We start from the raw sequence: 20,252 nt of genomic DNA on the forward strand, positions 1-20,252 counted from the left end.
CGTATTCGTCCATGACGGGCGCTCGTCGCGCACTGCGCGCCGTCGGGTTCGTGCGCGCTCGTGGTGCAACCGTGTGCGACGAGACTGACGACGGCGGCCCGCACAGACCGCGCGCCGCGGAAGCAGGCACGCCGCTTGCGCACGCAGCGCCATCGAGAGGCGCGCGCCGTCGCGCAGGAGTGACATGAAGACGCCATCCATGCTGCACCGCCCCGAACCGACACCCGACGTCGACCCCGAGCCGATACTGCCCGGGCACGACGATCCCGTCGATCCGCCCGTCCCGGACGGGCCGCCTCAGGGCGACCCGCCGTCACACCCGCCGCCGATGCGGATGCCCGGAGGAGGCGGTACACCGCAACCGGCCGCGCGAACACTGAAAGGAGGACCATCATGGACATTCACGTGCAATCGCCCGACAAGCGCGCGATCGCCCAGGTACTGGGCCGCTATTTCGAATCGCGCTCGCTGCGCTATCACATCGAGGAGTTGCCGGGCGGCGTGCTGCACATCGGATTTCGCGCCAGCGGCCACCCGGCCGCCGTCACCGTATCGTTCGACGATGCCGCGTACGACACCTATACGCACTGGGACGCCAGCCAGAAACAGCTCGCGCTCGGACGGCTCGCCGACGGCTTCTCGCGGATGATGTCGACGCGCAGCCCGGCCGCACTGGCCGGCGACTATCACGTCGAGCGTTTCTGATTCCGCAACGCCTCGCCGGTTCGTTCCCTACGCGGCAAAGTGCCCGCGCGCAGCGGGCGCTTTGCGTCTTCGCGCGCGTCGCGTAGGATGTCCGTTAATTCAGCGCACGCTACGTTCGCGCCACAGGCTGCCAGCCGCTGCAGCCGCAGGGGCGCGACGCGCTTTCCCTCAGGTTCGTTTCACGCAACCGACGGAGACGCCTTGATGACTGTTGCTCGCCCGTTGCTGTCACCCGGCGCACGCCGGTTCGTATCCGGCTTGTCCGCATGCGCGGCGCTCGCCGCGGCCGGCGCCCGCGACGCGTCGGCCCAGACGCCTTCGCCGCTCGGCGAATGGCAATACTCGGCGGGCGTGCCGCTCGAGAAACTGTTCGATCCGACCATCTCCACGTGGCAAGTCAGCGTCGGCGCCGCGATGACGCTGCAGCCGCGCTATGCCGGCTCCGAGCGCTATCGCGTGCTGGGCGGGCCGAATGTCGACATCCGCTATCGCGACCTGTTCTTCCTGTCGACCGGCGAGGGCCTCGGCGCCAACGTGCTGCGCGGGCCGAACTGGCGCGTGAGCCTGTCGGTCGGCTATGACCTCGGGCGTCGTTCGGCCGACGATATCGGCCACCTGAACGGCCTCGACAACATCAACGCGGCGCCCGTGATGAAGCTGGCGGCGGATTACGTGATCTCGAAGGAGTTCCCGCTCGTGCTGCGCGCGGACGTCCGGCGCAGCATCGGCGGATCGAACGGCTGGGTCGGCGATTTTTCCGCGTACATGCCGATGCCGGGCAGCAACGAAAACTTCTTCTGGTTTGCGGGGCCGACGGTATCGTTCGCCGATTCGCGCTACATGAACAGCTGGTTCGGCGTGAGCCAGGGCGCCGCGGCGCGTTCGGGGCTGCCGGCCTATTCATCGGGCGCGGGGATCAAATCGGCGGGCCTGGGCGTGACGATGGTCTGGTTCGTGAACAAGCACTGGTTCGTGACGATGGACGGCGCGATCGAACAGCTCGTCGGTCGCGCGGCGCGCAGCCCGATCACGCAGCAGTCGACGAACGGCGTGTTCGACATGTCGGTGAATTACCAGTTCTGAGCCGGGCATCCCGATCGGGGGGCGGCGGTGTGCGGCACTTGCCGTCACATTTGCTATGATTCGGACCTGTACAAACGTACAGTGATCGAATTCCGTGACGCCTGCTTCGCCGACGCCCCCGGCGTTTTACTACCTGACCAATTTCGAACGCGCGCTGGCCTGGCTCGGCGAGCGTTACGACGACTTGCTCGACCTTCAGGAGCAGGCGTTCGTGCGCGATTTCGCGTTGCTCCCGCAGGCGTCGCGCGCGCTGCTCGTGCGGATGCTGATGCGCAGCGGGTCCGACTTCCGCGCGAGCAAGCTCGTGTACGACGAAATCGGCTGCACGCTCGACGCGACCGCGCCGCTCGTCGAACTCGGCTGGGTCGATCCGGCGCCCGCGCTGACGCTCGACGAGCTGTTCGCACTGTCGACCAAGGCCGATCTGCTGCGGATCTTCCCGTCGCTCGCCGCGCATGCGGGCGAGCGCAAAACCGAATGGCTCGAACGGCTGCGGCCCGCGCATGACGCCGCACAACCGCTCGACGCGTGGTGCGCGCAGGCCGGCGATCGCGTGCTGCGCGTGACGGTCGGCGCGCTGTGCGACCGGCTGCGCCTGATGTTCTTCGGCAATCTCCATCAGGACTGGAGCGAATTCGTGCTCGCCGATCTCGGCGTGTTCCAGTACGAAAGCGTGCCGATCGCGCCGTCGTCGCGCGCGTTCCAGCAGCGCAGCGACGTCGAAGCGTACCTTGCATTGCAGACGTGCCGCGACGCGCTCGACGCATGGCCCGACGATCTGCCATTCGACGATCTGCTGCGCGCGATCGATACCGTGGGCTGCGCGCAGCCGTGGCTCGCGACCCGGCGCGCGAAGCTGCTGTTCGCGCTCGGGCAGACCTGCGAGCGCCGCGCCGACTGGGACGCCGCGCTCGACGCATACACGCGCAGCGCGTGGCCCGGCAGCCGCCACCGGCGCATTCGCGTGCTCGAGCGCTGCGGGCGCGACGATGATGCGCTCGCGCTGGCGCTCGATGCGCGCGGCAGCTTCGAGAGCGATGAAGAGCGCCAGCGCGTCGAGCGCATGCTGCCGCGCCTGCAGCGGCGTCTCGGCCAGCGCGTCGAACGCGCGGCCGCCGCGCCGGACGTGCCGCGCGAGACGCTCGTGCTCGTGCGTCCCGACGTGTTCGTCAGCGTCGAATTCGCGGTGCGCGACCATCTCGCGCAGCCGGCTTCGCCGGTCCATTACGTCGAGAACACGCTGATCAATTCTCTGTTCGGGCTGCTGTGCTGGGAACCCGTGTTCGCGGCCGTGCCCGGCGCGTTCTTCCACCCGTTCCAGCGCGGCCCGGCCGACCTTCACGCACCCGATTTCGCCGCGCGCCGCGCGGATGCGTTCGCCGCGTGTTTCGCGCAGCTCGATTCGGGCGCGTACCGTGAAACGATCCGACGGCATTTCGCGACGAAGGCGGGGTTGCAGTCGCCATTCGTGTTCTGGGGCGTGCTGAGCGAAGCGTTGCTCGACGAAGCGCTCGCGTGCCTGCCGCCTGAGCACTTGAGGCTGTGGTTCGCGCGCCTGCTCGCGGATATCCGCAGCAACCGGTCGGGGCTGCCCGATCTCGTCCGCTTCTGGCCCGGCGAGCGCCGCTACGAGCTGATCGAGGTGAAGGGCCCCGGCGATCGGCTGCAGGACAACCAGACACGCTGGCTCGCGTACTGCGTCGCGCACGGCATCCCGGTGCGCGTCGTCGATGTCGAATGGGCCGGTACGGGCGTCGTGCACGCGGAAGCGGCCGGGTTGTCGGCATGAGTTATGTCGTCGCGGTGCGGGCGATGTGCGAGTTCACCGCGCGGCGCGGCGATCTCGACCTGCGCTTCACGCCCGCGCCGACCGCGCTCGAAGGCATCGCCGGCCACGGCGCGGTCACGTCGAACCGCGGCGCGCGCTACGAAACCGAGATCGCGCTGGCAGGCACGTGGGGCACGCTCACCGTGCGCGGCCGCGCGGACGGCTACGATCCGGTAGCGAACCGTCTCGAGGAAATCAAGACCTATCGCGGCAGTCTCGACGCGATGCCGGCCAACCACCGCACGCTGCACTGGGCGCAGGCGAAGGTCTATGCGCATCTGATGTGCGACGCGCGCGGGCTCACCGAAATCGACGTCGCGCTCGTGTATTTCGACATCGTGTCCGAGCGCGAAACCGTCCTGACGCAAACGCTGGACGCGGCCACGCTCGCGGCGTTCTTCGCCGAACAATGCGCGTGTTTCGTCGGCTGGGCCGAGCGCGAGACGGCCCATCGCGCGGCACGCGACGCGGCGTTGCGCGCGCTCGCGTTTCCGCACGGACAGTTTCGCAGCGGCCAGCGCGAGCTGGCGGTAGCCGTCTATCGCGCGGCGCGCGACGAGCGCTGCCTGATGGCGCAGGCGCCGACCGGTATCGGCAAGACGCTGGGTACCGTGTTCCCGCTGCTGAAGGCGTGCGGCGAGGGCGAGCTCGATCACGTGTTCTTCCTGACCGCGAAAACACCCGGCCGCGCGCTCGCGCTCGAAGCGGCGGCGACGCTCGGCGCCGGCACGCCCGCGCTGCCGCTGCGCGTGCTGGAGCTCGTCGCACGCGACAAGGCGTGCGAGCATCCGGACAGCGCGTGCCACGGCGAATCGTGTCCGCTCGCGAAAGGCTTCTACGACCGGCTGCCGGCCGCGCGCGACGCTGCGATCGGCGCCGGGCTGCTCGATCGCGACACCGTGCGCTCGGCCGCGCTCGCGCACGACGTCTGTCCGTACTATCTCGCGCAGGAGCTTGCGCGCTGGTCGGACATGGTGATCGGCGACTACAACTATTTCTACGACGGCAGCGCGATGCTGCACACGCTCGCGCAGCAGAACCAGTGGCGCGTCGGCGTGCTCGTCGACGAGGCGCACAACCTGCTCGACCGCGCACGCAAGATGTACAGCGCGTCGCTCGATCCGTTCGCGTTCGCGGCTGCGCGCGAAGCCGCGCCCGTCGCGCTGCGCAAGGCATTCGACCGGCTGGCCCGCGCGTGGGGCACGGTCAATCGCGCGCAGGCCGAGCGCTATGCCGCGTATCCGGACATTCCGGGCCCGATCGTGTCGGCCGTGCAGAACCTCGTTGCCGCGATCGGCGAACACCTGACCGACGCACCGCGCGCGAACGGCGACGCGTTGCTGCGTTTTCATTTCGAGGCGATCCAGTTCGGCGTGCTCGCGGATGCGTTCGACAGCGCGTCGATCTTCGACGCGACGCTGCACGGCGAACCGATGCCGCGCCAGCCGGCGCTCGACGGCGTTGCAACGGCCGGCCGCCGGCGCCGCGTCCAGTCGACGCTGTGCGTGCGCAACGTGATCCCGGCCGGTTTCCTCGCGCAGCGCTATGAGGCCGCGCGTGCGACCGTATTGTTCTCGGGCACGCTGAGCCCGTTTCATTTCTATCGAGACACGCTTGGCTTGCCTGGCGATACCGGCTGGCTCGATGTAGACGGGCCGTTCCGCGCCGAGCAACTGACGGTGCGCGTCGCGAGCCACGTGTCGACGCGCTGGCGCGACCGCGATCGCTCGCTCGAGCCGATCGCCGACCTGATCGCCGCGCAATACGCGACGCGACCCGGCAATTACCTCGGTTTCCTGAGCAGCTTCGACTACCTGGGGCGCGTCGTCGCGCTGATGCAGGCGCGCCACCCGGACGTGCCCGTGTGGGCGCAGGCGCCCGGCATGGCCGAAAGCGAGCGCGACGCGTTTCTCGCGCGCTTCGCCGCGGGCGGGCGCGGCGTCGGCTTCGCGGTGCTGGGCGGTGCGTTTTCGGAAGGCGTGGATCTGGTCGGCGAGCGGCTGATCGGCGCGTTCATCGCGACGCTCGGGCTGCCGCAGGTCAACGACGTCAACGAGCAGATGCGCCGCGCGATGGACGCGCGCTTCGGCAACGGGTACGACTACATGTACCTGTATCCGGGCCTGCAGAAGGTCGTGCAGGCGGCCGGGCGCGTGATCCGCACCGAGCACGACGAAGGCGTCGTGCACCTGATCGACGACCGTTACCGGCGGCGCGAAGTGCGTGACCTGCTGCCGCGGTGGTGGCGGATCGGGTGAAGGGACGGGCGGCCGTTCGGCAGACCGCCGGAGGCTGCGCAGGCGGCGTTACCCGTCGCGTCGCGGCGTAGCAGGCTCGCGACAGGCATCGACGGACGAGCGGGGTGCTACAGCACGTTCAGCATCGCGAGCGCGGCTTCCTGCAGATGCGGCAGCACGCGCCGCACGGCCGCGTCGGTCGTCTCCGTCCCGATCGGCATGTTCGTGCTCAACGCGGCGACCACTTCGCCGTGACGGTTCTTCAGCGGCACCGCGATCCCGCGCACGCCGACCTGCAATTGCTGTTCGATCGCCGCGAAACCCGCGTCGCGCGCCTGGTCGACCTGTTCGAGCAGCCGCGCCTTGTTGGTGATCGTGTGCGGCGTGAACGGCGGCAGTTCGGTGTCGTCGAGCCATGCGCGCACGGCTTCGCGATCGGGATGATGGGCGAGCAGCACGACACCCGGCGACGTGAGCGGCGCCGGCACGCGCGCGCCGAGCACGAAGCCGGTCGTCATCACGCGCGACACGCCGTTGCGCGCGATGAACACCAGCTCCCACCCGTCGAGCACGCTGACGTATGCCGATTCGTTCAGCGACGCGCTCAGTTGCTGCAGATAGGGCTGAACCGTGCGCGGCAGCCGCGCTGAATCGAAGTACGACCAGCCGACCCGCAGCACGCGCGGGGTGAGGCCGTACAGCTTGCCGTCGGTGTAGACGTAACCGAGCGATTCGAGCGTCAGCAGGTAGCGCCGCGCGGCCGTGCGCGTGAGGCCGGTGCGCGCGGCGGCCTGCGTGGGCGTCATGCGCGCATGCTGGCTGTCGAATGCCTCGAGGATCATCAGGCCTTTTTCGAGGCCGGCAATCCAGTCGCGTCGGTCGAGTTCGGGCTTTTTCATCGTCGGGAGCGGCATCGGGATGCGCGATGACCGCGCGGAATCGGGCGATTATCGCGCAGATCCAAATCACTGCGGGTATGCCGACACCGGAAGCCGCTTTCGAACCGGCATGATTCGACGCCGGATTCGCGGCCCGGGCGTGCGGCAATGGACGACGACGGTCATCGATAGGTGGTCGATGACGGCGATTTCGGAGGGAGGCGGAAGGGGGCGGCCGTTCGAAGCCGCCGAGTGAATGCGGCGCCTGCATCGCACGCGCCGCATCCGTCAGCGTGTTACTCGCTGCTCGTCCACTCGACGTTTGCGCCGACCGAGCGCAGGTTCTCGACGAAATGCGGATGCGCGCGGCGGATCGGCAGCGCGTTCATGATTTCCGAGCGGCCTTCGATGCTCGCGGCCACCATCAGCAGCGCGATCGCGACGCGGATGATGTACGGGCTCTCGACGCGCGCCGGGGTCAGCTGCAGCCCGCCGAACGTGATGAGCCGGTGCGGGTCCGACAGCAGCACGTGCGCGCCGAACTTCGACAGCTCGCCGGACCAGCCGAGCGCGCCGTCGTAGACCTTGTTCCAGAACATCGCGCTGCCTTCCGCGCGCACGCCGAGCGCGATGAAGATCGGCAGCAGGTCGACCGGCAGGTACGGCCACGGTGCGGCTTCGACCTTGGTCAGGATGTTCTGCGTGAACGGCCGGCGCACGCGCAGCGGGCCGTCGCGTTCCGCGCGCGACCAGCCGTCGCGGTGCGTGACGGTGACGCCGAATTTCGCGAACGTGCGGTCGATCAGCGGGAAATGCTCGGGCGACGAGTTGCGCACCGTGATGTCGCCGCCGGTGATCGCGCCGAGCGCGAGGAACGTCGCGATCTCGTGGAAATCCTCCGCGAAGCGGAATTCGCCGCCGCCGAGCTTGCCGCCGCCGGTCACGCAGAGCCGCGACGTGCCGATGCCGTCGATCGCGACGCCGATCATCGAGAGGAACTGGCAGAACTCCTGCACGTGCGGCTCGGACGCCGCGTTCATCAGCGTCGACGTGCCGTTGGCGGTCGTCGCGCACAGTGCGAAGTTTTCGGTGGTCGTGACCGACGCGTAGTCGAGCCAGTGGTCGTTGGCCGTCAGCGGGCCGTCGGTGCGCACGATCAGCGAATCGGGCGTGCGCTCGATGTGCGCGCCGAAGCGCTCGAATACCTCGACGTGCGGATCGATCTCGCGCACGCCGAGCGTGCAGCCCTTCACGTCGTTCTCGAGACGCGCGACGCCGAAGCGCGCGAGCAGCGGCGGAATCAGCATGATCGACGAGCGCATTGCTTCGGGCAGCCGGTGGACGGCCGGATCGAACTTCGTGTTGCGATGGTGGAGTTCGAGGAGGCCCGTCGTGAAGTCGACCGACACGTCGCTGCCGAGCGTGCGGAAGATGTCGAGGATCTTGCGCACGTCGGTGATGTCCGGCACGCCGACGAGGCGCAGCGGCTGGTCGGTCAACAGGGTGGCGCACAGGATCGGCAGGACGGCGTTCTTGTTTGCGGACGGCTTGATGTCCCCGCGCAGCGGGGTGCCGCCGTGGACGATGAGATTCGACATGATATGGGGGCGTATCGGTGACTGACGTAGGCCCATATGATGCCATTGGTCGGCGGGCGGCGTGGAATGTTCAGAGGGGAAAAAGGGGATTGAGGGGAGCGATTGACGGTGTTTGACGTTGGGTGCGGTCATTGCCTGCACGGCAACCGGCCGATCGAATCGCAAGAATGAAAACGACCGGCTGCAACGTGCCGGTCCGGCGCAATTCCTTATCTCGTAAAATCGCGGGCGGACTCCCTTATGCTGCCTTCCATGTCGACACCCGCTCCCGAATCCCGCTTGACCGACGATGCTTCCGCGAATACCGACGGGCGACCGTGGACGCGGGAAGAACTCCGCGCGTCTGTCGATGAATATCTCAAAATGCTCGAAAGCGATCGTGCGGGGCGGCCATACGTCAAGAAGGCGGTCTACGACACGCTCGCCAGACAATTCAATCGCACGGCAAAAGCGTTTGAGTACCGCATGCAGAACATTTCCTATGTGCTGGTGCTCATGGGCCGTCAATGGCTTCCCGGACTCAAGCCCGCAAAAAACGTTGGCGCGAACGGCGTGCTGATTGAGCAGTTCATCAACGAGTTGGAACGACGATCAGCCGCGCCGACGGTGAAGTTCGAACTCGATGTGCGCGACGCGCTAAAAAAAACGCCGGTCGCGCCGCCGCCGGGCAACACGAACCCCGACACGACTACCGCGACGGTCACGCAAGTACGACGCGATCCGTCGGTCAAGGCCTGGGTGCTCGCGCAGGCAAGCGGGACTTGCGAATGTTGTAACGAGCCCGCTCCGTTTCAGGGCGCCGACGGGCTGCCGTACTTGGAAGTGCATCACGTTCGCAAGCTGGCGGAACAGGGGCCCGACTTGGTGTCGAATGCGGTGGCGGTGTGTCCGAACTGCCATCGCGAACTGCATTACGGCGAGAATGCCCGGCAACTCGTCGAGCGCCTGTACGCGCGCTTGCCGCGCCTCGTTCGCGCATGACCGACGCTGGGCCGGCCACACGCTTGCCTATCACTACGCCGCCCGCATCCGCGCGGCGACCACCAGCGAGATCAGGCAGCCTACCGCGAGATAACCGGCGACGAGGTGCCACGAACCGCCCGCCACACTGACGAGGCCGACCGCGATGAACGGCGTGAACCCGCCACCGACGACGCTCGCGAACTGATAGCCGACGCCCGCGCCGCTATAACGGTATTCAGCGCCGAACAGCTCGGTAAACAGCGGCTGCTGGACGCTCACGACCATGTCGTGCGCGGCGTTCGCGAGCAGGATCGAGAAGATCACGATCCACGCGATCGACCGCGCCTCCAGCGCGATGAAGAACGGCACCGCGGACGCGACGCCGATCAGCGCGCCGACCAGGTAGATGCGACGCAGGCCGTATCGGTCGGCCAGCCACGCAAAACACGGGATCGTCACGCAGCTCACCGCGCCAACCAGCAGGCCGATATTCAGGAACAGGTCGCGCGACATGCCGAGGTTCGTCGTCGAATAGCTGAGCGCGAACGCGGTGACGATATACATCGTGAACAGCTCGGCGAGCCGCAGCGCGATGATCAGCAGGAAAGCCTTCGGGTGACGCGTCAGCGCTTCCAGCACCGGCAGGCGCAGCTTGCGGTTGCCGTGTTCGACCTTCTCGACGAACTCCTGCGACTCGTCCATGTTCTTGCGCACCCACAGCCCGATCAGCACCAGCACGATGCTGAACACGAACGGCAGGCGCCAGCCCCACGACTTGAACGCGGCCTCGCCGAGCGTGTGGCTCAGGATCGACACGATGCCCGTGGCCAGCACGAGCCCGACGCCATAGCCGACCTGCACGCCGCTGCTGTAGAACGCCTTCTTTTGCTTCGGCGCGCTCTCGACGGCCATCAGCGCCGCGCCGCCCCATTCGCCGCCGACCGCGAAGCCCTGGATCGCGCGCATCAGCACCAGCAGCACGGGCGCCCACCAGCCGATCGTCGAGAACGCCGGCAGCAGGCCGATCGCGACCGTCGACAGCCCCATCAGCATCACGGTCAGCACGAGCATCCGCTTGCGGCCGAGCCGGTCGCCGTAGTGGCCGAACACGATGCCGCCGAGCGGCCGGAACAGGAAGCCGACGCCGAACGTCGCGAACGCCGCGAGCGTGCCCATCGTCGGGCTGACCTTCGGGAAGAACTCGGAATTGAATACCAGCGCGGCGACGATCCCGTACAGCAGGAAGTCGTACCAGTCGACGACGGCGCCGACGAAGCTGCCGATCGCGGCCTTGCGGGCCTGGCTGCGCGCGCGGGCGCCGGCGGCGGCGTCGAGGGTGTCGAAGGTTGGGGTCATGGCGGTGTCTCCTGGCACGGCGCATCATGGAATCGTGGCGGCGCCGCGTCCGATGCTGCATTGAAGTCGATGAGTGAACGGAGAATAGGGCGCGCGCCACACGACGACAATTGGCCAATCGGATAAAGTGCGCGATTATCGTTCAAGATCGTGCGATTATCGAACGCTTTCCGGGTTTGCACTAGGCGGTGCGACGATATCCCGTTCGGCCAGGGTGTGCCGCCGTGAACGATCTGGTTAAAATCTGCAGCATTGAAAACACGCCCGTTCGGGCGGTTGCCCGGCCACCGCAGCGGCCCTGCATGCCACCCGAGCCGGGCGCCATCCCCATCGACCGCATGTCCCCGGAGACTGGAATGCCCGGCATTTCCCACCCCCTGTCCAGCGATACGCCGCCCGTTGCCGATTCGGCCGCCAATCCGCTCGGGATGGCCGGCCTCGAATTCGTCGAATTCGCGGCGCCCGTGCCGGAAGCGCTCGCGCAACGCTTCGAGCAATTCGGGTTCAAGGCGATCGCACGGCACGTCAGCAAGAACGTCACGCTGTACCGGCAAGGGCAAATGCATTTCCTCATCAATGCCGAGCCCGATTCGTTCGCCGCGCGCTACGCGGAGGAATACGGGATGGGCGTCTGCGCGATCGGGCTGCGCGTGGCCAGCGCGCGGCGCGCGTTCGAGCGTGCGATCGAGCTCGGCGCGTGGGCGTTCGAGGGCGAACGGGTCGGCGTGGGCGAACTGAAGATCCCGGCGATCCAGGGCATCGGCGATTCGCACCTGTATTTCATCGACCGCTGGCGCGGGCGGGACGGCCAGCGCGGCGGCGTCGGCGACATCTCGATCTTCGACATCGATTTCCGGCCGATCGACATCGCGACCGCGCACACCGATCTCGATTGCGCAGGCGTCGGCCTGCAGCAGGTCGATCATTTCACGCAGACCGTCGGCGCGGGGCGCATGCAGGAGTGGCTGGATTTCTACCACGACCTGCTGCACTTTCGCGAGATCCACGAAATCGACGCGCACTGGCATGTGTCGGAGGAATCGCGCGTGATGGTGTCGCCGTGCGGCGCGGTGCGGATTCCGGTCTACGAGGAAGGCACGCGGCGCACCGAGCTGATGCACGCTTATCTGCCCGACCATCCGGGCGAAGGCGTCCAGCACGTCGCGCTCGCGACCGACGACATCCTGTCGTGCGTCGATGCGCTGCGCGCGAACGGCGTCGAGTTCATCGAACCGCCCGCCCGCTATTACGACGACGTCGATGCGCGGCTGCCGGGGCACGGCGTCGATCTCGACGCGCTGCGCCGCCGCGCGGTGCTGGTCGACGGCGAGATCGGCAGCGACGGCGTGCCGCGCCTGTTCTTCCAGACCTTCATCAAGCGCCGGCCCGGCGAGATCTTCTTCGAGATCGTGCAGCGCAAGGGGCACCACGGGTTCGGGGAAGGGAACCTCGCGGCGCTCGCCCGCGCCCGCGACGCGGGCTGAACGGCTTCGGTGCCGTTATCGAGCATCGGGCATCCGCACTCACGCGCCGGCAGCCGGCACGCGGTTCGGCGCGGGATCGTTCGGTTCTCCCAGCACGCACGCCGTGCCGCCCGGCGTGTACATCGACACGACGCAGCGGTTGCACGACGTGCAGCCCGACTGCGCGAGCCGGTCGTCGTGCAACCCGTTCACGAAACCCGGCTCGAACACGAGCGCACGCGCGAGCGCAACCGCGTCGAAACCTTCGCGCATCGCCAGCTCGACATTTCCGCGCGAGCGCACGCCGCCGAGATAGGCGAGCGGCATCCGCACGGCCGCGCGCACCTTGCGCGAATGCTCGAGAAAGTACATCTCGCGAAACGCGCCCATCTTCGGTTCGGTGAGCTTCTGCAGCGCCATCGCGGCGCGCACGATCGCGTTGTCCGCGTTCGCGCGCGCGTCGCCCGGCAGCGGGCTGCCGAACAGCTGCCACACCGATTCGACGTTCATCCCGCCGCTCAGCACAAGCAGGTGCGCGCCTTCGGCTTCGAGCCGCCGCGCGATCTCGCACGCGTCGTCGGCGGTGCCGCCGCCGCGCACGCCCTCGGTCACGCCGATCTTGCAGACGACGGCAAGATCGCGGCCCACCGCGTCGAGCACGCGGCGCAGCACGTCGACCGGGAACGTCGCGCGCCGCGCCGCATCACCGCCGTATGCATCGCGGCGGCGGTTGTACAGCGGCGACAGGAACTGGCTCAGCAGATAACCGTGGCCCATGTGGATCTCGACCGCATCGAATCCGGCGTCGCGCGCATGCCGCGCCGCCTGCGCGAACTCGTCGGCGACGGCCGACATCTGGTCGCGCGTCATCGCCTGCTTCAGGAAGCGGCCGCTCATCACGCCGACCTTGTTGAAACCGCCTGATGCGCTCAACGGTCGTTTCGTCGACAACGATGGCAGGAACGTGAAGCAGCCGCCGTGCGTGATCTGCGCCGAGGCGGCCGCGCCGTGGCGATGCACGGCGTCGGTCAGCGCGCGGAATTGCCGGACCGTCGGCACGTCGAGCTGCGCCTGGTCGACGAACGTGCGGCCGTCATCGCTGATCGCGCAATAAGCGACGGTCGTCAGCGCGGCGCCGCCTTCGGCGATGCGTTCATGAAACCGGACGAGCGCGCGCGACGGCACGCCGTTCGGCGTCATGCCTTCGTTGGTGGCGGACTTGATCAGGCGGTTGCGCAGCGTCAGCGGGCCGATCTGCAGCGGGCTGAACGCGGTCGTGAGGTCGGCGGATTGCATGATGGCGCGGGCGTCGGGAGTGGACACGGCGACCATTGTGCGGCGATGGCGCAGGCGCGCATCGTCCGGGTGGACGAGCTTGCCACATGGGCCGACTCGACGTGCGGGCACGCTTCACGGTCCGTAGTGATGGCGTGTCGACGGCGCTCGCGCGGTATCGAGGCGCGAAGTCCGGTGCGAAAGGATCGTTGATTCAGCGCATCGAAACGCCGCGTCTGATTCTCAGGCCCGAACCGCCCGAATCCCCGATACACCCGACCGAGCCGTCACGCGGAATCGCCAGCGCCGAGCTTGCGGCTCTGGCGGCGCATGCCGTCGAAGATCGCGTCCGCCACGTCCGCCGGAAAATCCGCCGGGATATGTGACGCGACTTCGGCAATCGCCGGTTCCGTGCGCGCGGCGACGGCCGCCATCGCGGCGCGCACGTCGTCTTCGGTCAGGCCGACGCGCCGGCCCTGCGCGATCCAGTGGCGCGGCTGGATCTCGCCGATCACGTAGTGGCGGTTCTTGCCGCACACGGCCATCGCGAGCCGCGCGCGGCGCGGCGGAAGCTGGTTGCGGCGCGTGCCGATGATCGGATGCGCAGACAACACGTCATACAGCGGCGTGCTTCGGTACGTATTGCCGGGCAGGTGCGCGATGCTGAAGTTCTTCGCGTGGCCGTCGATCGCCGCCAGCACCCAGAACACGAGCTGCGCGACGAAGAAATTCATCCTGTCGTGCGCGGCGTCGGCCGCGTTCGCGAGGATGCCCATGATCGTCTCGATGCCAGGGCCGCCGTCGGATTCGTATTTCGCGCCCGACGGTGTGCCAGTCGCCTGGCACATGTCCTCCTGCGGCAGCCGCAGAAGCCACGTGCCGTCGCGGGAAGGGCGCCGGTCGAAGCGCTCGACGATCAGCGCCTTCTGGTCGTCGAACCGGCCGATTTCGCACGGCGCGACCGGCAAGCCATATGCGGCGACGAGCTTCGAACACAGCCATTCGTTTTCGACCGACGTCCGCATGTCGGCCTGCATGTTCCCGACGCGCCCGAGCGGCAGCTTGAAGATGTGCGTCGTCGGCGTGCTGCCCGACGGCCGCAACCAGCGGTTGCCCTGGCGCAGCAGCGCGGTTTTTTCCTGCGCGCCGGCGATCGACAGGCGCAGGTCGCCTTCCGGTTCCGCGTGACCCGGCAGCGGCGCGGCGGTCGCGTGACGCAGCACGTCGGCGACGGCCGCATCGTCGAGCGTCACGCCGTCGATCGTCTCGAGGTCGACCGGCGTCTCGCCGGGCGGCAGCATCTGGATCGCGCCGACGCAATCGCGGCCGATCGACGCGAGCAGCTCGAACGGCGCGGTCGATCCGAGCCGGTAACGCTGCGCGATGCGGCGGCGGATCGGTTCGCTGTCCGGCAGCAGGTTGTCGAAGTAATCGGCGACGATCGCGCCCTGGTGCGGCTGGTTACCGGGCGTGAAGGGCAGCGACAGCGACAGCGGACGCCCCTGAGGATCGTCGAGCCAGCCCGGCAGGTAGACGAGGCGTTCGACGCCGCGCCGGACTTCCCAGTAGCCGACCGGAATGCCGTTCATCCACAGGTCGAGGCGGTCGTGGCGGGCGCGTGCGGCCATCGTCACCAGTCCTCCCGTTCCGAGGTGCGCGGCTTGCCCGCTGTCGCTGCTGCCGGCCGTTTCCGCGCCGCGCCGGTCGTGGTTTTGGCTCGGATTTTCGGGGCCGTTGCGGCGCTCGCCGAATCCGGCGCGCGTTTTTTGGCGGCCGGCTTGCGAGCCGCCGGCCCGGTATCGGCGTTGGGTTCGGCAGGCTCTGCCGGTTCATCCGGCGCGAGCGGGTTGAGCGTCAGGCGCACGCCGAGCGTGTTCAGTACCTTGAAGAGCCGTTCGATGCTGACCGCCGACGGATTGGCTTCGAGCTGCGCGTAGGATTGCTGCGTGACGCCCAGGCGGGCGGCCAGTTGCGCCTGCGTGAGCCCCGCAGATTTCCGGAAGCCGACGAGTATCGGGCGCAGCTGGGTCAGGGTCTGGACAGGAAAGGCCATCGGTCACTCCGCGGGATGACAGGCGATCGTTTGTAATCGGAAAATACAGTCTATGGTATGTATCGTCAAAATACAAACCCGAGACTGTATTTAATAAAAACAAACGATAGCCTGTTATACGCGTAACCCGCAGCCGGGCCCGTCCGCGGCTCAATCCCGCATCCAGCCCTGCGTCAGGCTGCCCGAAGCGGGTTCGCGTGCGCGCCCCGCGCGCTTTCCGGATCGTCGTCCCCGAGCGGAATGAAGGCCATGATCTCCAGATCGTGCCCCGACAGCGCCGGCAGCCGGAACGGGCTCGACAGCACGTTCAGCCGCCGCACGCCGACGTCGCGCAGGATCTGCGAGCCGATCCCCGTCACGCGCCCGTCGCGGCGCGCATTGCCGGCCGGCACCCGCATCGCGTCGCCGCGCATGTCGCAGTCGAGCAGCACCGCGACGCCGCAGCCGGCCGCATCGATCCGCTGCAACGCCGCATGCAGCGGCCACGAATGCGCGGACGGCTCCGCGTCGAGCAGGTCGAGCAGCGAATGGCATTCGTGCACGCGCGTCAGCACGGGCGTCGCCGGATCGGGTTCGCCGCGCACGAGCGCGAGATGCGGCGCGCCATGCACGGCATCGCGATACTCGATCGCGCGGAACCGTCCCCACGGCGTATGCAGCGGCCGCTCGCCGACGCGCTCGACGAGCGATTCGTGTTCGCGGCGGTAATGGATCAGGTCGGCGATCGTGCCGATCTTCAGCCCGTGTTGGGCGGCGAACGCCTTCAGCTCAGGCAGCCGCGCCATCGTGCCGTCGTCGTTCATCACCTCGCAGATCACCGACGCGGGCGTGAGCCCGGCGAGCGCCGCGAGATCGCAGCCGGCCTCGGTGTGCCCCGCGCGCACGAGCACGCCGCCCGGGCGCGCGGCGATCGGGAACACGTGGCCCGGCTGCACGAGATCGTCGGGGCGCGCGCCCGAGCGGACCGCGGCACGGATCGTGTGCGCGCGGTCGGCCGCCGAAATGCCGGTCGTCACGCCTTCGGCCGCCTCGATGCTGACGGTGAACGCGGTGCCGAACGGCGTGCCGTTGTGATCGGCCATCGGCGGCAGCCGCAGTTGCTCGCAGCGCTCGGCGGTCAGCGTCAGGCAGATCAGCCCGCGTCCGAAGCGGGCCATGAAATTGATCGCCTCGGGCGTCACGTGATCGGCGGCGATCACGAGATCGCCTTCGTTCTCGCGATCCTCTTCGTCGACGAGCAGCACCATCCGGCCTGCACGAAGCTCGTCGACGATCTCCAGCGTGCCGGCGAGCGTCATTGCGCCTCCGTCGCGTCGAATGCGCGGCGCAGCGCGTCGGCGCTGAACGTCAGCACGCGGTCGGCCGCATCGACGGCGCCGAGCATGCTCGCGAAACCGTGAAGCTGGCCGGGCCAGCGCACGAGCGTCACCGGCGTGCCGGCTTGCGCGAGACGCTGCGCATACGCTTCGGCCTCGTCGCGCAGCGGGTCGAACTCGGCGCTGACGATCGTCGCCGGCGCTGCGCCCGCGACGTCCGGCACGGCGAGCGGGCTCGCGAGCGGCGACGCGCGATCGGCGCCGTCGTCGAAATACTGCCGCTTGAACCAGCGCATCCAGCCCGCCGTCAGGAAATAGCCGTCGCCGAGCGATTCGTACGACGGATGCTCGGTCGCGCAATCGACGACCGGATACAGCAGCAACTGATGCGCGATGGCGATGCCCGAACCGCGCAACTGCAGCGCGGCGACCGCCGCGAGATTGCCGCCGGCGCTGTCGCCGGCCACGGCCACCGCGCCCGCGCGCGCGCCGAGATCGCGCGCATTCGCGGCAGCCCAGCGCACGGCGTCGCACGCGTCGTGTGCGGCCGCGGGAAAGCGCGCTTCGGGCGCGAGCCGGTAGTCGACCGACAGCACGAGCGTGCGCGCCCGTTTCGCGAGACTGCGGCACACGTTCGCGTGCGAATCGATGCCGCACGCGACGAAGCCGCCGCCGTGGAAGAACACGGTCAGCGGCAACGGCCCGTTGGCATCGGGCCGATACAGCCGCGCGGACAACTGACGCCCCGAAGCGGGGATCTGCCAGTCCTCTTCGGCGGCGACGGCGTCGCCGGGTGCGAAGGCGCCGCCCGCGGCGAGACTCGCGCGATAAGCGGGAACGGTGAGCTGATCGAAATCGATCGCGGGGGCCTGGGCGAACGCGGCGAGCAACGCCTGCGCCTGAGGGTCGAGCGGCATGGGAACTCCTGTCTGAATCGGATGCGGTCTGAATCAGGTAAACCCGTGTCGCGGTTTTCCCTGAGTCCGCGCCGGATGCTTGCCGGCACGGCCTGACGGGCATTCCAGCGCAGCAGGCAGGGCGCCACATCATCCGATTGGACGATGGTTCGCGCGCACGGATGGCCAATTCTCACCATTCAGTGAATCTCCCGATGACGCCGGAATTAAGACACGTCCTAATCATGGCGGCACGGTTGTGTGTCAGCGGAAACATGTCGTATGGAGGATGGAGCGTGCTGATGGAGACGAGATGGGCTCCGCAAGAGAGCCAGGCAACAAGTGAAGAAGCCGACATCGGCGTCGCGGATTTCAGCGAGCTGATGGCGCGCATCTATCAGGGGCCGCTGGAAACGCCGCCGTGGGCCAGTGCGCTCGAACTGGTGCGCCGCTGGCTGCAGGCCAATTACGTGACGCTGATCCTGCGCGCGGCCGCGAGCGATCGCCGCGCGCCGCTGTCGGTGCACGCGTCGGAATTCGGCCCGGTCGTCCCGGATGCGGGCCAGGCGGCCTACAACGATTACTACTATTCACTCGACCCGTTCGTCGGCCTGCCGGCCGATCGCGTGGTCACGGTCGACGACGTGTTCGGCGACACGGGCTGGCTGTCGAGCGAGCTGTACAAGCAGTTCCTGAAGCCGCAGGACGTGCGCTACATCCTCGGCGCCGACCTGCGCACGCCGTCGGGCGTCGAATGCCGGTTCCGCGTATGCCGCAACCATGCGTCGAAGCAGTTCTCCGCGCGCGACAAGGCGATCTGCGCGCTGCTGCTGCCGCACCTGAAGCGCGCGATCGAACTGCATTCGCGGCTCGATTCGGCCGAGGTGGAACGCTCGATCTACGCGAATGCGATCGACCGGATGCAGGTCGGCACGATCGCGCTCGACGAGAACGGCACGATCATCGACATGAACAGCGTCGCCGACGAGATCCTCAAGCAGAACAATGGTCTGACGATTGCGCGCGGCACGATCGAGGCGACCGACGCGCAGGAGAACCGCACGCTGAAGCGACTGATCCGCCACGCGGTGATGGGACACCACGGCACGGCCGCGGCGACCGTCGAGGCGATGCCGATCACGCGCAGCTTCGACAAGCCGCGCCTCGGGCTGCTGGTACGCACGGTGCTGCTGTCCGACTGGTCGGAGGACAACAAGCGGCGGCCGGCCGTCACGCTGTTCCTGCGCGACCCCGACCGCAAGCCGCAGGGCGCGCAGGAAATCATCCGCAAGCTGTTCGACCTGACGCCCGCCGAGACGTCGCTCGCGCTGCTGCTGACCAACGGGCTGACGCTGGAGGAAGCGGCGGAGGAATCGGGAATCAGCAAGAACACCGCGCGTACGCACCTGCGCGCGATCTTCTCGAAGACGGGCGTCACGCGTCAGGCGACGCTCGTGCGGATCCTGCTCGGCAGCGTGGTGCCGCTCGGTTAAGCGGAGGCGGAGGCGGTCGAATGCGCGGCGTGCGTGACAAGCCGCGCGTCGCCGCATCGGAACCGGCCGCATTCGTCTGTCGATACATCGATGGCGATCAACGCATCGTGAGCGGCACGGCACGGCTCGGGGATGACGGCATCATGCAAAAGAGGCTCGCACCTTGCGAGCCTCTTCGTCATTTTGCGCAGCCGATCACTCCGATGACCGATTAGCCAGCCGGTATCGGGCGCGCCATGCCATCGCGCGCCAACCAACCGCCGACGACAGCAGCGTTCACGACCCGCGCGTCGATCGATTCGTCCACTCGGCCAGCGCCGGCCACTGCGCGCAGCCGCGCCGGATGAAACCGGCACCCGTGCGGATCACGAGCGCACCGATCGCAAGCGCGGCCACGTCGTCGAGACGGCCGAAGCCGACCAGCGCCGCGCTCATCGCGAGCGCAGCCAGCAACGCCGACAGCGCGTCGGTCCGCACATGCCAGCCGCTCGCCTCGAGCAATGCGGAGCCCGTCTCGCGCGCCTTGCGCAGCATCCAGTACGACAGCGCGGCCTTGCCGGCGAGCGTGACGGCGACGAGCGCGAGCGTCGTCGCGACCGGCTGCACGGCGGGCGGCGCGTCGAACCGGCTCGTCGCGTGCCAGATCATCTGCGCGCCCGTCGCGACGAGCAATGCGCCCAGCCCCGCGAGCGCGATCGGTTCGTAGGTCGGGCGCCGCTCCGGCGGCAGGCGCGCGTCGAGCCGGCACGCGACGAGGATCAGCGCATCGGCCGCGAGATCGATCGCCGCGTGCGCGACATCCGCGAACAGCCCCGACGAATGCGCGGACCACGCCGCGAGCGTCTCGACGGCGAGCAGCAGCAGGTTGATCGCGAGACTGACGGCGAGGGCGCGGGACGTGGCCGCATAAACGTGGGGCGTGGCGCGCGACGTGCGCTTCATGGCGATTCGTCTGTCGATATCGTGGGTCAGCCCCGAACGCTACCGGTCGACGGTGGCAGCCGAATGACAGCCGGCGTCCACCGACGGCAAGGGCGCGGCGAAACGATCCGCGAGCGTCGGGCGCGACCGCGCCGGCCGGATCGCGCCGAGTTCGAACGGCGGATGT

General features: G+C 68.3%; 17 protein-coding genes. 8 read left to right on the plus strand and 9 right to left on the minus strand.

Features of this window, described 5'->3' with window-relative positions; all coding sequences use genetic code 11:
* Positions 1-393: 393 nt before the first annotated feature.
* The 4 genes from BBJ41_RS20625 to BBJ41_RS20640 all read left to right on the plus strand — a co-directional run bounded on the left by BBJ41_RS20625 (position 394) and on the right by BBJ41_RS20640 (position 5,874).
* Positions 394-705 (plus strand): ATP-binding protein, encoded by a 312-nt coding sequence (locus BBJ41_RS20625; RefSeq protein ID WP_069748187.1) that lies wholly within the window; start codon positions 394-396, stop codon positions 703-705.
* 204 nt (positions 706-909) lie between these two features.
* Positions 910-1,788: a MipA/OmpV family protein gene (locus BBJ41_RS20630; RefSeq protein WP_069748188.1), complete on the plus strand. Its 879-nt coding sequence runs from the start codon at positions 910-912 to the stop codon at positions 1,786-1,788.
* Between the two features lie 94 nt (positions 1,789-1,882).
* Positions 1,883-3,577, plus strand: a complete 1,695-nt coding sequence (locus BBJ41_RS20635) for a VRR-NUC domain-containing protein (RefSeq protein WP_069748189.1) — start codon at positions 1,883-1,885, stop codon at positions 3,575-3,577.
* On the plus strand, positions 3,574-5,874 hold the full coding sequence (locus BBJ41_RS20640) for an ATP-dependent DNA helicase (RefSeq protein ID WP_069748190.1): 2,301 nt from the start codon (positions 3,574-3,576) through the stop codon (positions 5,872-5,874). Before BBJ41_RS20635 ends, BBJ41_RS20640 begins: the two co-directional genes overlap by 4 nt.
* A 107-nt stretch (positions 5,875-5,981) precedes the next feature.
* Here BBJ41_RS20640 and BBJ41_RS20645 read toward each other — a convergent pair whose 3' ends face one another.
* Together BBJ41_RS20645 and BBJ41_RS20650 are read right to left on the minus strand one after the other, a co-directional pair.
* A complete protein-coding gene (locus tag BBJ41_RS20645; RefSeq protein WP_069750289.1) occupies positions 5,982-6,752 on the minus strand; it encodes an IclR family transcriptional regulator domain-containing protein in 771 nt (256 codons plus the stop codon).
* Between the two features lie 275 nt (positions 6,753-7,027).
* Entirely contained in the window at positions 7,028-8,329 is a 1,302-nt protein-coding gene (locus tag BBJ41_RS20650) for a UDP-N-acetylglucosamine 1-carboxyvinyltransferase (protein ID WP_069748191.1), read from the minus strand.
* Positions 8,330-8,608: 279 nt separating this feature from the next.
* On the opposite strand from BBJ41_RS20650, the gene BBJ41_RS20655 reads away from it, so the two are divergent.
* Positions 8,609-9,310, plus strand: a complete 702-nt coding sequence (locus BBJ41_RS20655; RefSeq protein WP_236872110.1) for an HNH endonuclease — start codon at positions 8,609-8,611, stop codon at positions 9,308-9,310.
* 33 nt (positions 9,311-9,343) lie between these two features.
* Here the strand turns inward: BBJ41_RS20655 and shiA are convergent, their stop codons facing one another.
* Positions 9,344-10,648, minus strand: a complete 1,305-nt coding sequence (gene shiA, locus BBJ41_RS20660; RefSeq protein ID WP_069748193.1) for a shikimate transporter — start codon at positions 10,646-10,648, stop codon at positions 9,344-9,346.
* Between the two features lie 356 nt (positions 10,649-11,004).
* On the opposite strand from shiA, the gene BBJ41_RS20665 reads away from it, so the two are divergent.
* A complete protein-coding gene (locus tag BBJ41_RS20665; protein WP_069748194.1) occupies positions 11,005-12,132 on the plus strand; it encodes a 4-hydroxyphenylpyruvate dioxygenase family protein in 1,128 nt (375 codons plus the stop codon).
* A gap of 39 nt (positions 12,133-12,171) precedes the next feature.
* On the opposite strand, the gene BBJ41_RS20670 is transcribed toward BBJ41_RS20665, so the two are convergent.
* The 5 genes from BBJ41_RS20670 to BBJ41_RS20690 form a co-directional block, all read right to left on the minus strand.
* The gene (locus BBJ41_RS20670) at positions 12,172-13,407 is read right to left on the minus strand and encodes an NADH:flavin oxidoreductase (RefSeq protein WP_069750290.1); all 1,236 of its coding nucleotides are present in this window, start codon (positions 13,405-13,407) and stop codon (positions 12,172-12,174) included.
* A gap of 266 nt (positions 13,408-13,673) precedes the next feature.
* Positions 13,674-15,014: a type II toxin-antitoxin system HipA family toxin gene (locus tag BBJ41_RS20675; RefSeq protein ID WP_069748195.1), complete on the minus strand. Its 1,341-nt coding sequence runs from the start codon at positions 15,012-15,014 to the stop codon at positions 13,674-13,676.
* Positions 15,015-15,016: 2 nt separating this feature from the next.
* Positions 15,017-15,439 (minus strand): helix-turn-helix domain-containing protein, encoded by a 423-nt coding sequence (locus BBJ41_RS20680; protein ID WP_069748196.1) that lies wholly within the window; start codon positions 15,437-15,439, stop codon positions 15,017-15,019.
* Positions 15,440-15,612: 173 nt separating this feature from the next.
* Positions 15,613-16,737, minus strand: a complete 1,125-nt coding sequence (gene ribBA / locus BBJ41_RS20685) for a bifunctional 3,4-dihydroxy-2-butanone-4-phosphate synthase/GTP cyclohydrolase II (RefSeq protein ID WP_069748197.1) — start codon at positions 16,735-16,737, stop codon at positions 15,613-15,615.
* Positions 16,734-17,672 (minus strand): alpha/beta hydrolase, encoded by a 939-nt coding sequence (locus BBJ41_RS20690; protein ID WP_069748198.1) that lies wholly within the window; start codon positions 17,670-17,672, stop codon positions 16,734-16,736. Before BBJ41_RS20690 ends, ribBA begins: the two co-directional genes overlap by 4 nt.
* Before the next feature lie 281 nt (positions 17,673-17,953).
* Between BBJ41_RS20690 and BBJ41_RS20695 the strand changes: the two genes are divergently transcribed.
* Both BBJ41_RS20695 and BBJ41_RS20700 read left to right on the plus strand, forming a co-directional pair.
* Positions 17,954-19,144 carry a helix-turn-helix transcriptional regulator gene (locus tag BBJ41_RS20695; protein ID WP_069748199.1) on the plus strand — a complete coding sequence of 397 codons (1,191 nt, stop codon included), beginning with the start codon at positions 17,954-17,956 and terminating at the stop codon, positions 19,142-19,144.
* A 20-nt stretch (positions 19,145-19,164) separates the two neighbouring features.
* Positions 19,165-19,359, plus strand: coding sequence for a hypothetical protein (locus BBJ41_RS20700; protein ID WP_069748200.1), 195 nt, complete (start codon positions 19,165-19,167; stop codon positions 19,357-19,359).
* A 61-nt stretch (positions 19,360-19,420) separates the two neighbouring features.
* On the opposite strand, the gene BBJ41_RS20705 is transcribed toward BBJ41_RS20700, so the two are convergent.
* Positions 19,421-20,086, minus strand: a complete 666-nt coding sequence (locus BBJ41_RS20705) for a cation diffusion facilitator family transporter (RefSeq protein ID WP_069748201.1) — start codon at positions 20,084-20,086, stop codon at positions 19,421-19,423.
* Between the last annotated feature and the right edge of the window lie 166 nt (positions 20,087-20,252).

The sequence above is a fragment of the Burkholderia stabilis genome, from assembly GCF_001742165.1.
GTDB lineage: Bacteria > Pseudomonadota > Gammaproteobacteria > Burkholderiales > Burkholderiaceae > Burkholderia > Burkholderia stabilis.

Coding starts and splice junctions, on each gene's coding strand:
- BBJ41_RS20625 (WP_069748187.1), top strand. CDS start 394: ATGGACATTCACGTGCAATCGCCCGACAAGCGCGCGATCGCCCAGGTA.
- BBJ41_RS20630 (WP_069748188.1), top strand. CDS start 910: ATGACTGTTGCTCGCCCGTTGCTGTCACCCGGCGCACGCCGGTTCGTA.
- BBJ41_RS20640 (WP_069748190.1), top strand. CDS start 3,574: ATGAGTTATGTCGTCGCGGTGCGGGCGATGTGCGAGTTCACCGCGCGG.
- BBJ41_RS20645 (WP_069750289.1), bottom strand. CDS start 6,752: ATGAAAAAGCCCGAACTCGACCGACGCGACTGGATTGCCGGCCTCGAA.
- BBJ41_RS20650 (WP_069748191.1), bottom strand. CDS start 8,329: ATGTCGAATCTCATCGTCCACGGCGGCACCCCGCTGCGCGGGGACATC.
- shiA (WP_069748193.1), bottom strand. CDS start 10,648: ATGACCCCAACCTTCGACACCCTCGACGCCGCCGCCGGCGCCCGCGCG.
- BBJ41_RS20665 (WP_069748194.1), top strand. CDS start 11,005: ATGCCCGGCATTTCCCACCCCCTGTCCAGCGATACGCCGCCCGTTGCC.
- BBJ41_RS20670 (WP_069750290.1), bottom strand. CDS start 13,407: ATGCAATCCGCCGACCTCACGACCGCGTTCAGCCCGCTGCAGATCGGC.
- BBJ41_RS20675 (WP_069748195.1), bottom strand. CDS start 15,014: ATGGCCGCACGCGCCCGCCACGACCGCCTCGACCTGTGGATGAACGGC.
- BBJ41_RS20680 (WP_069748196.1), bottom strand. CDS start 15,439: ATGGCCTTTCCTGTCCAGACCCTGACCCAGCTGCGCCCGATACTCGTC.
- ribBA (WP_069748197.1), bottom strand. CDS start 16,737: ATGACGCTCGCCGGCACGCTGGAGATCGTCGACGAGCTTCGTGCAGGC.
- BBJ41_RS20690 (WP_069748198.1), bottom strand. CDS start 17,672: ATGCCGCTCGACCCTCAGGCGCAGGCGTTGCTCGCCGCGTTCGCCCAG.
- BBJ41_RS20695 (WP_069748199.1), top strand. CDS start 17,954: ATGGAGACGAGATGGGCTCCGCAAGAGAGCCAGGCAACAAGTGAAGAA.
- BBJ41_RS20700 (WP_069748200.1), top strand. CDS start 19,165: ATGCGCGGCGTGCGTGACAAGCCGCGCGTCGCCGCATCGGAACCGGCC.
- BBJ41_RS20705 (WP_069748201.1), bottom strand. CDS start 20,086: ATGAAGCGCACGTCGCGCGCCACGCCCCACGTTTATGCGGCCACGTCC.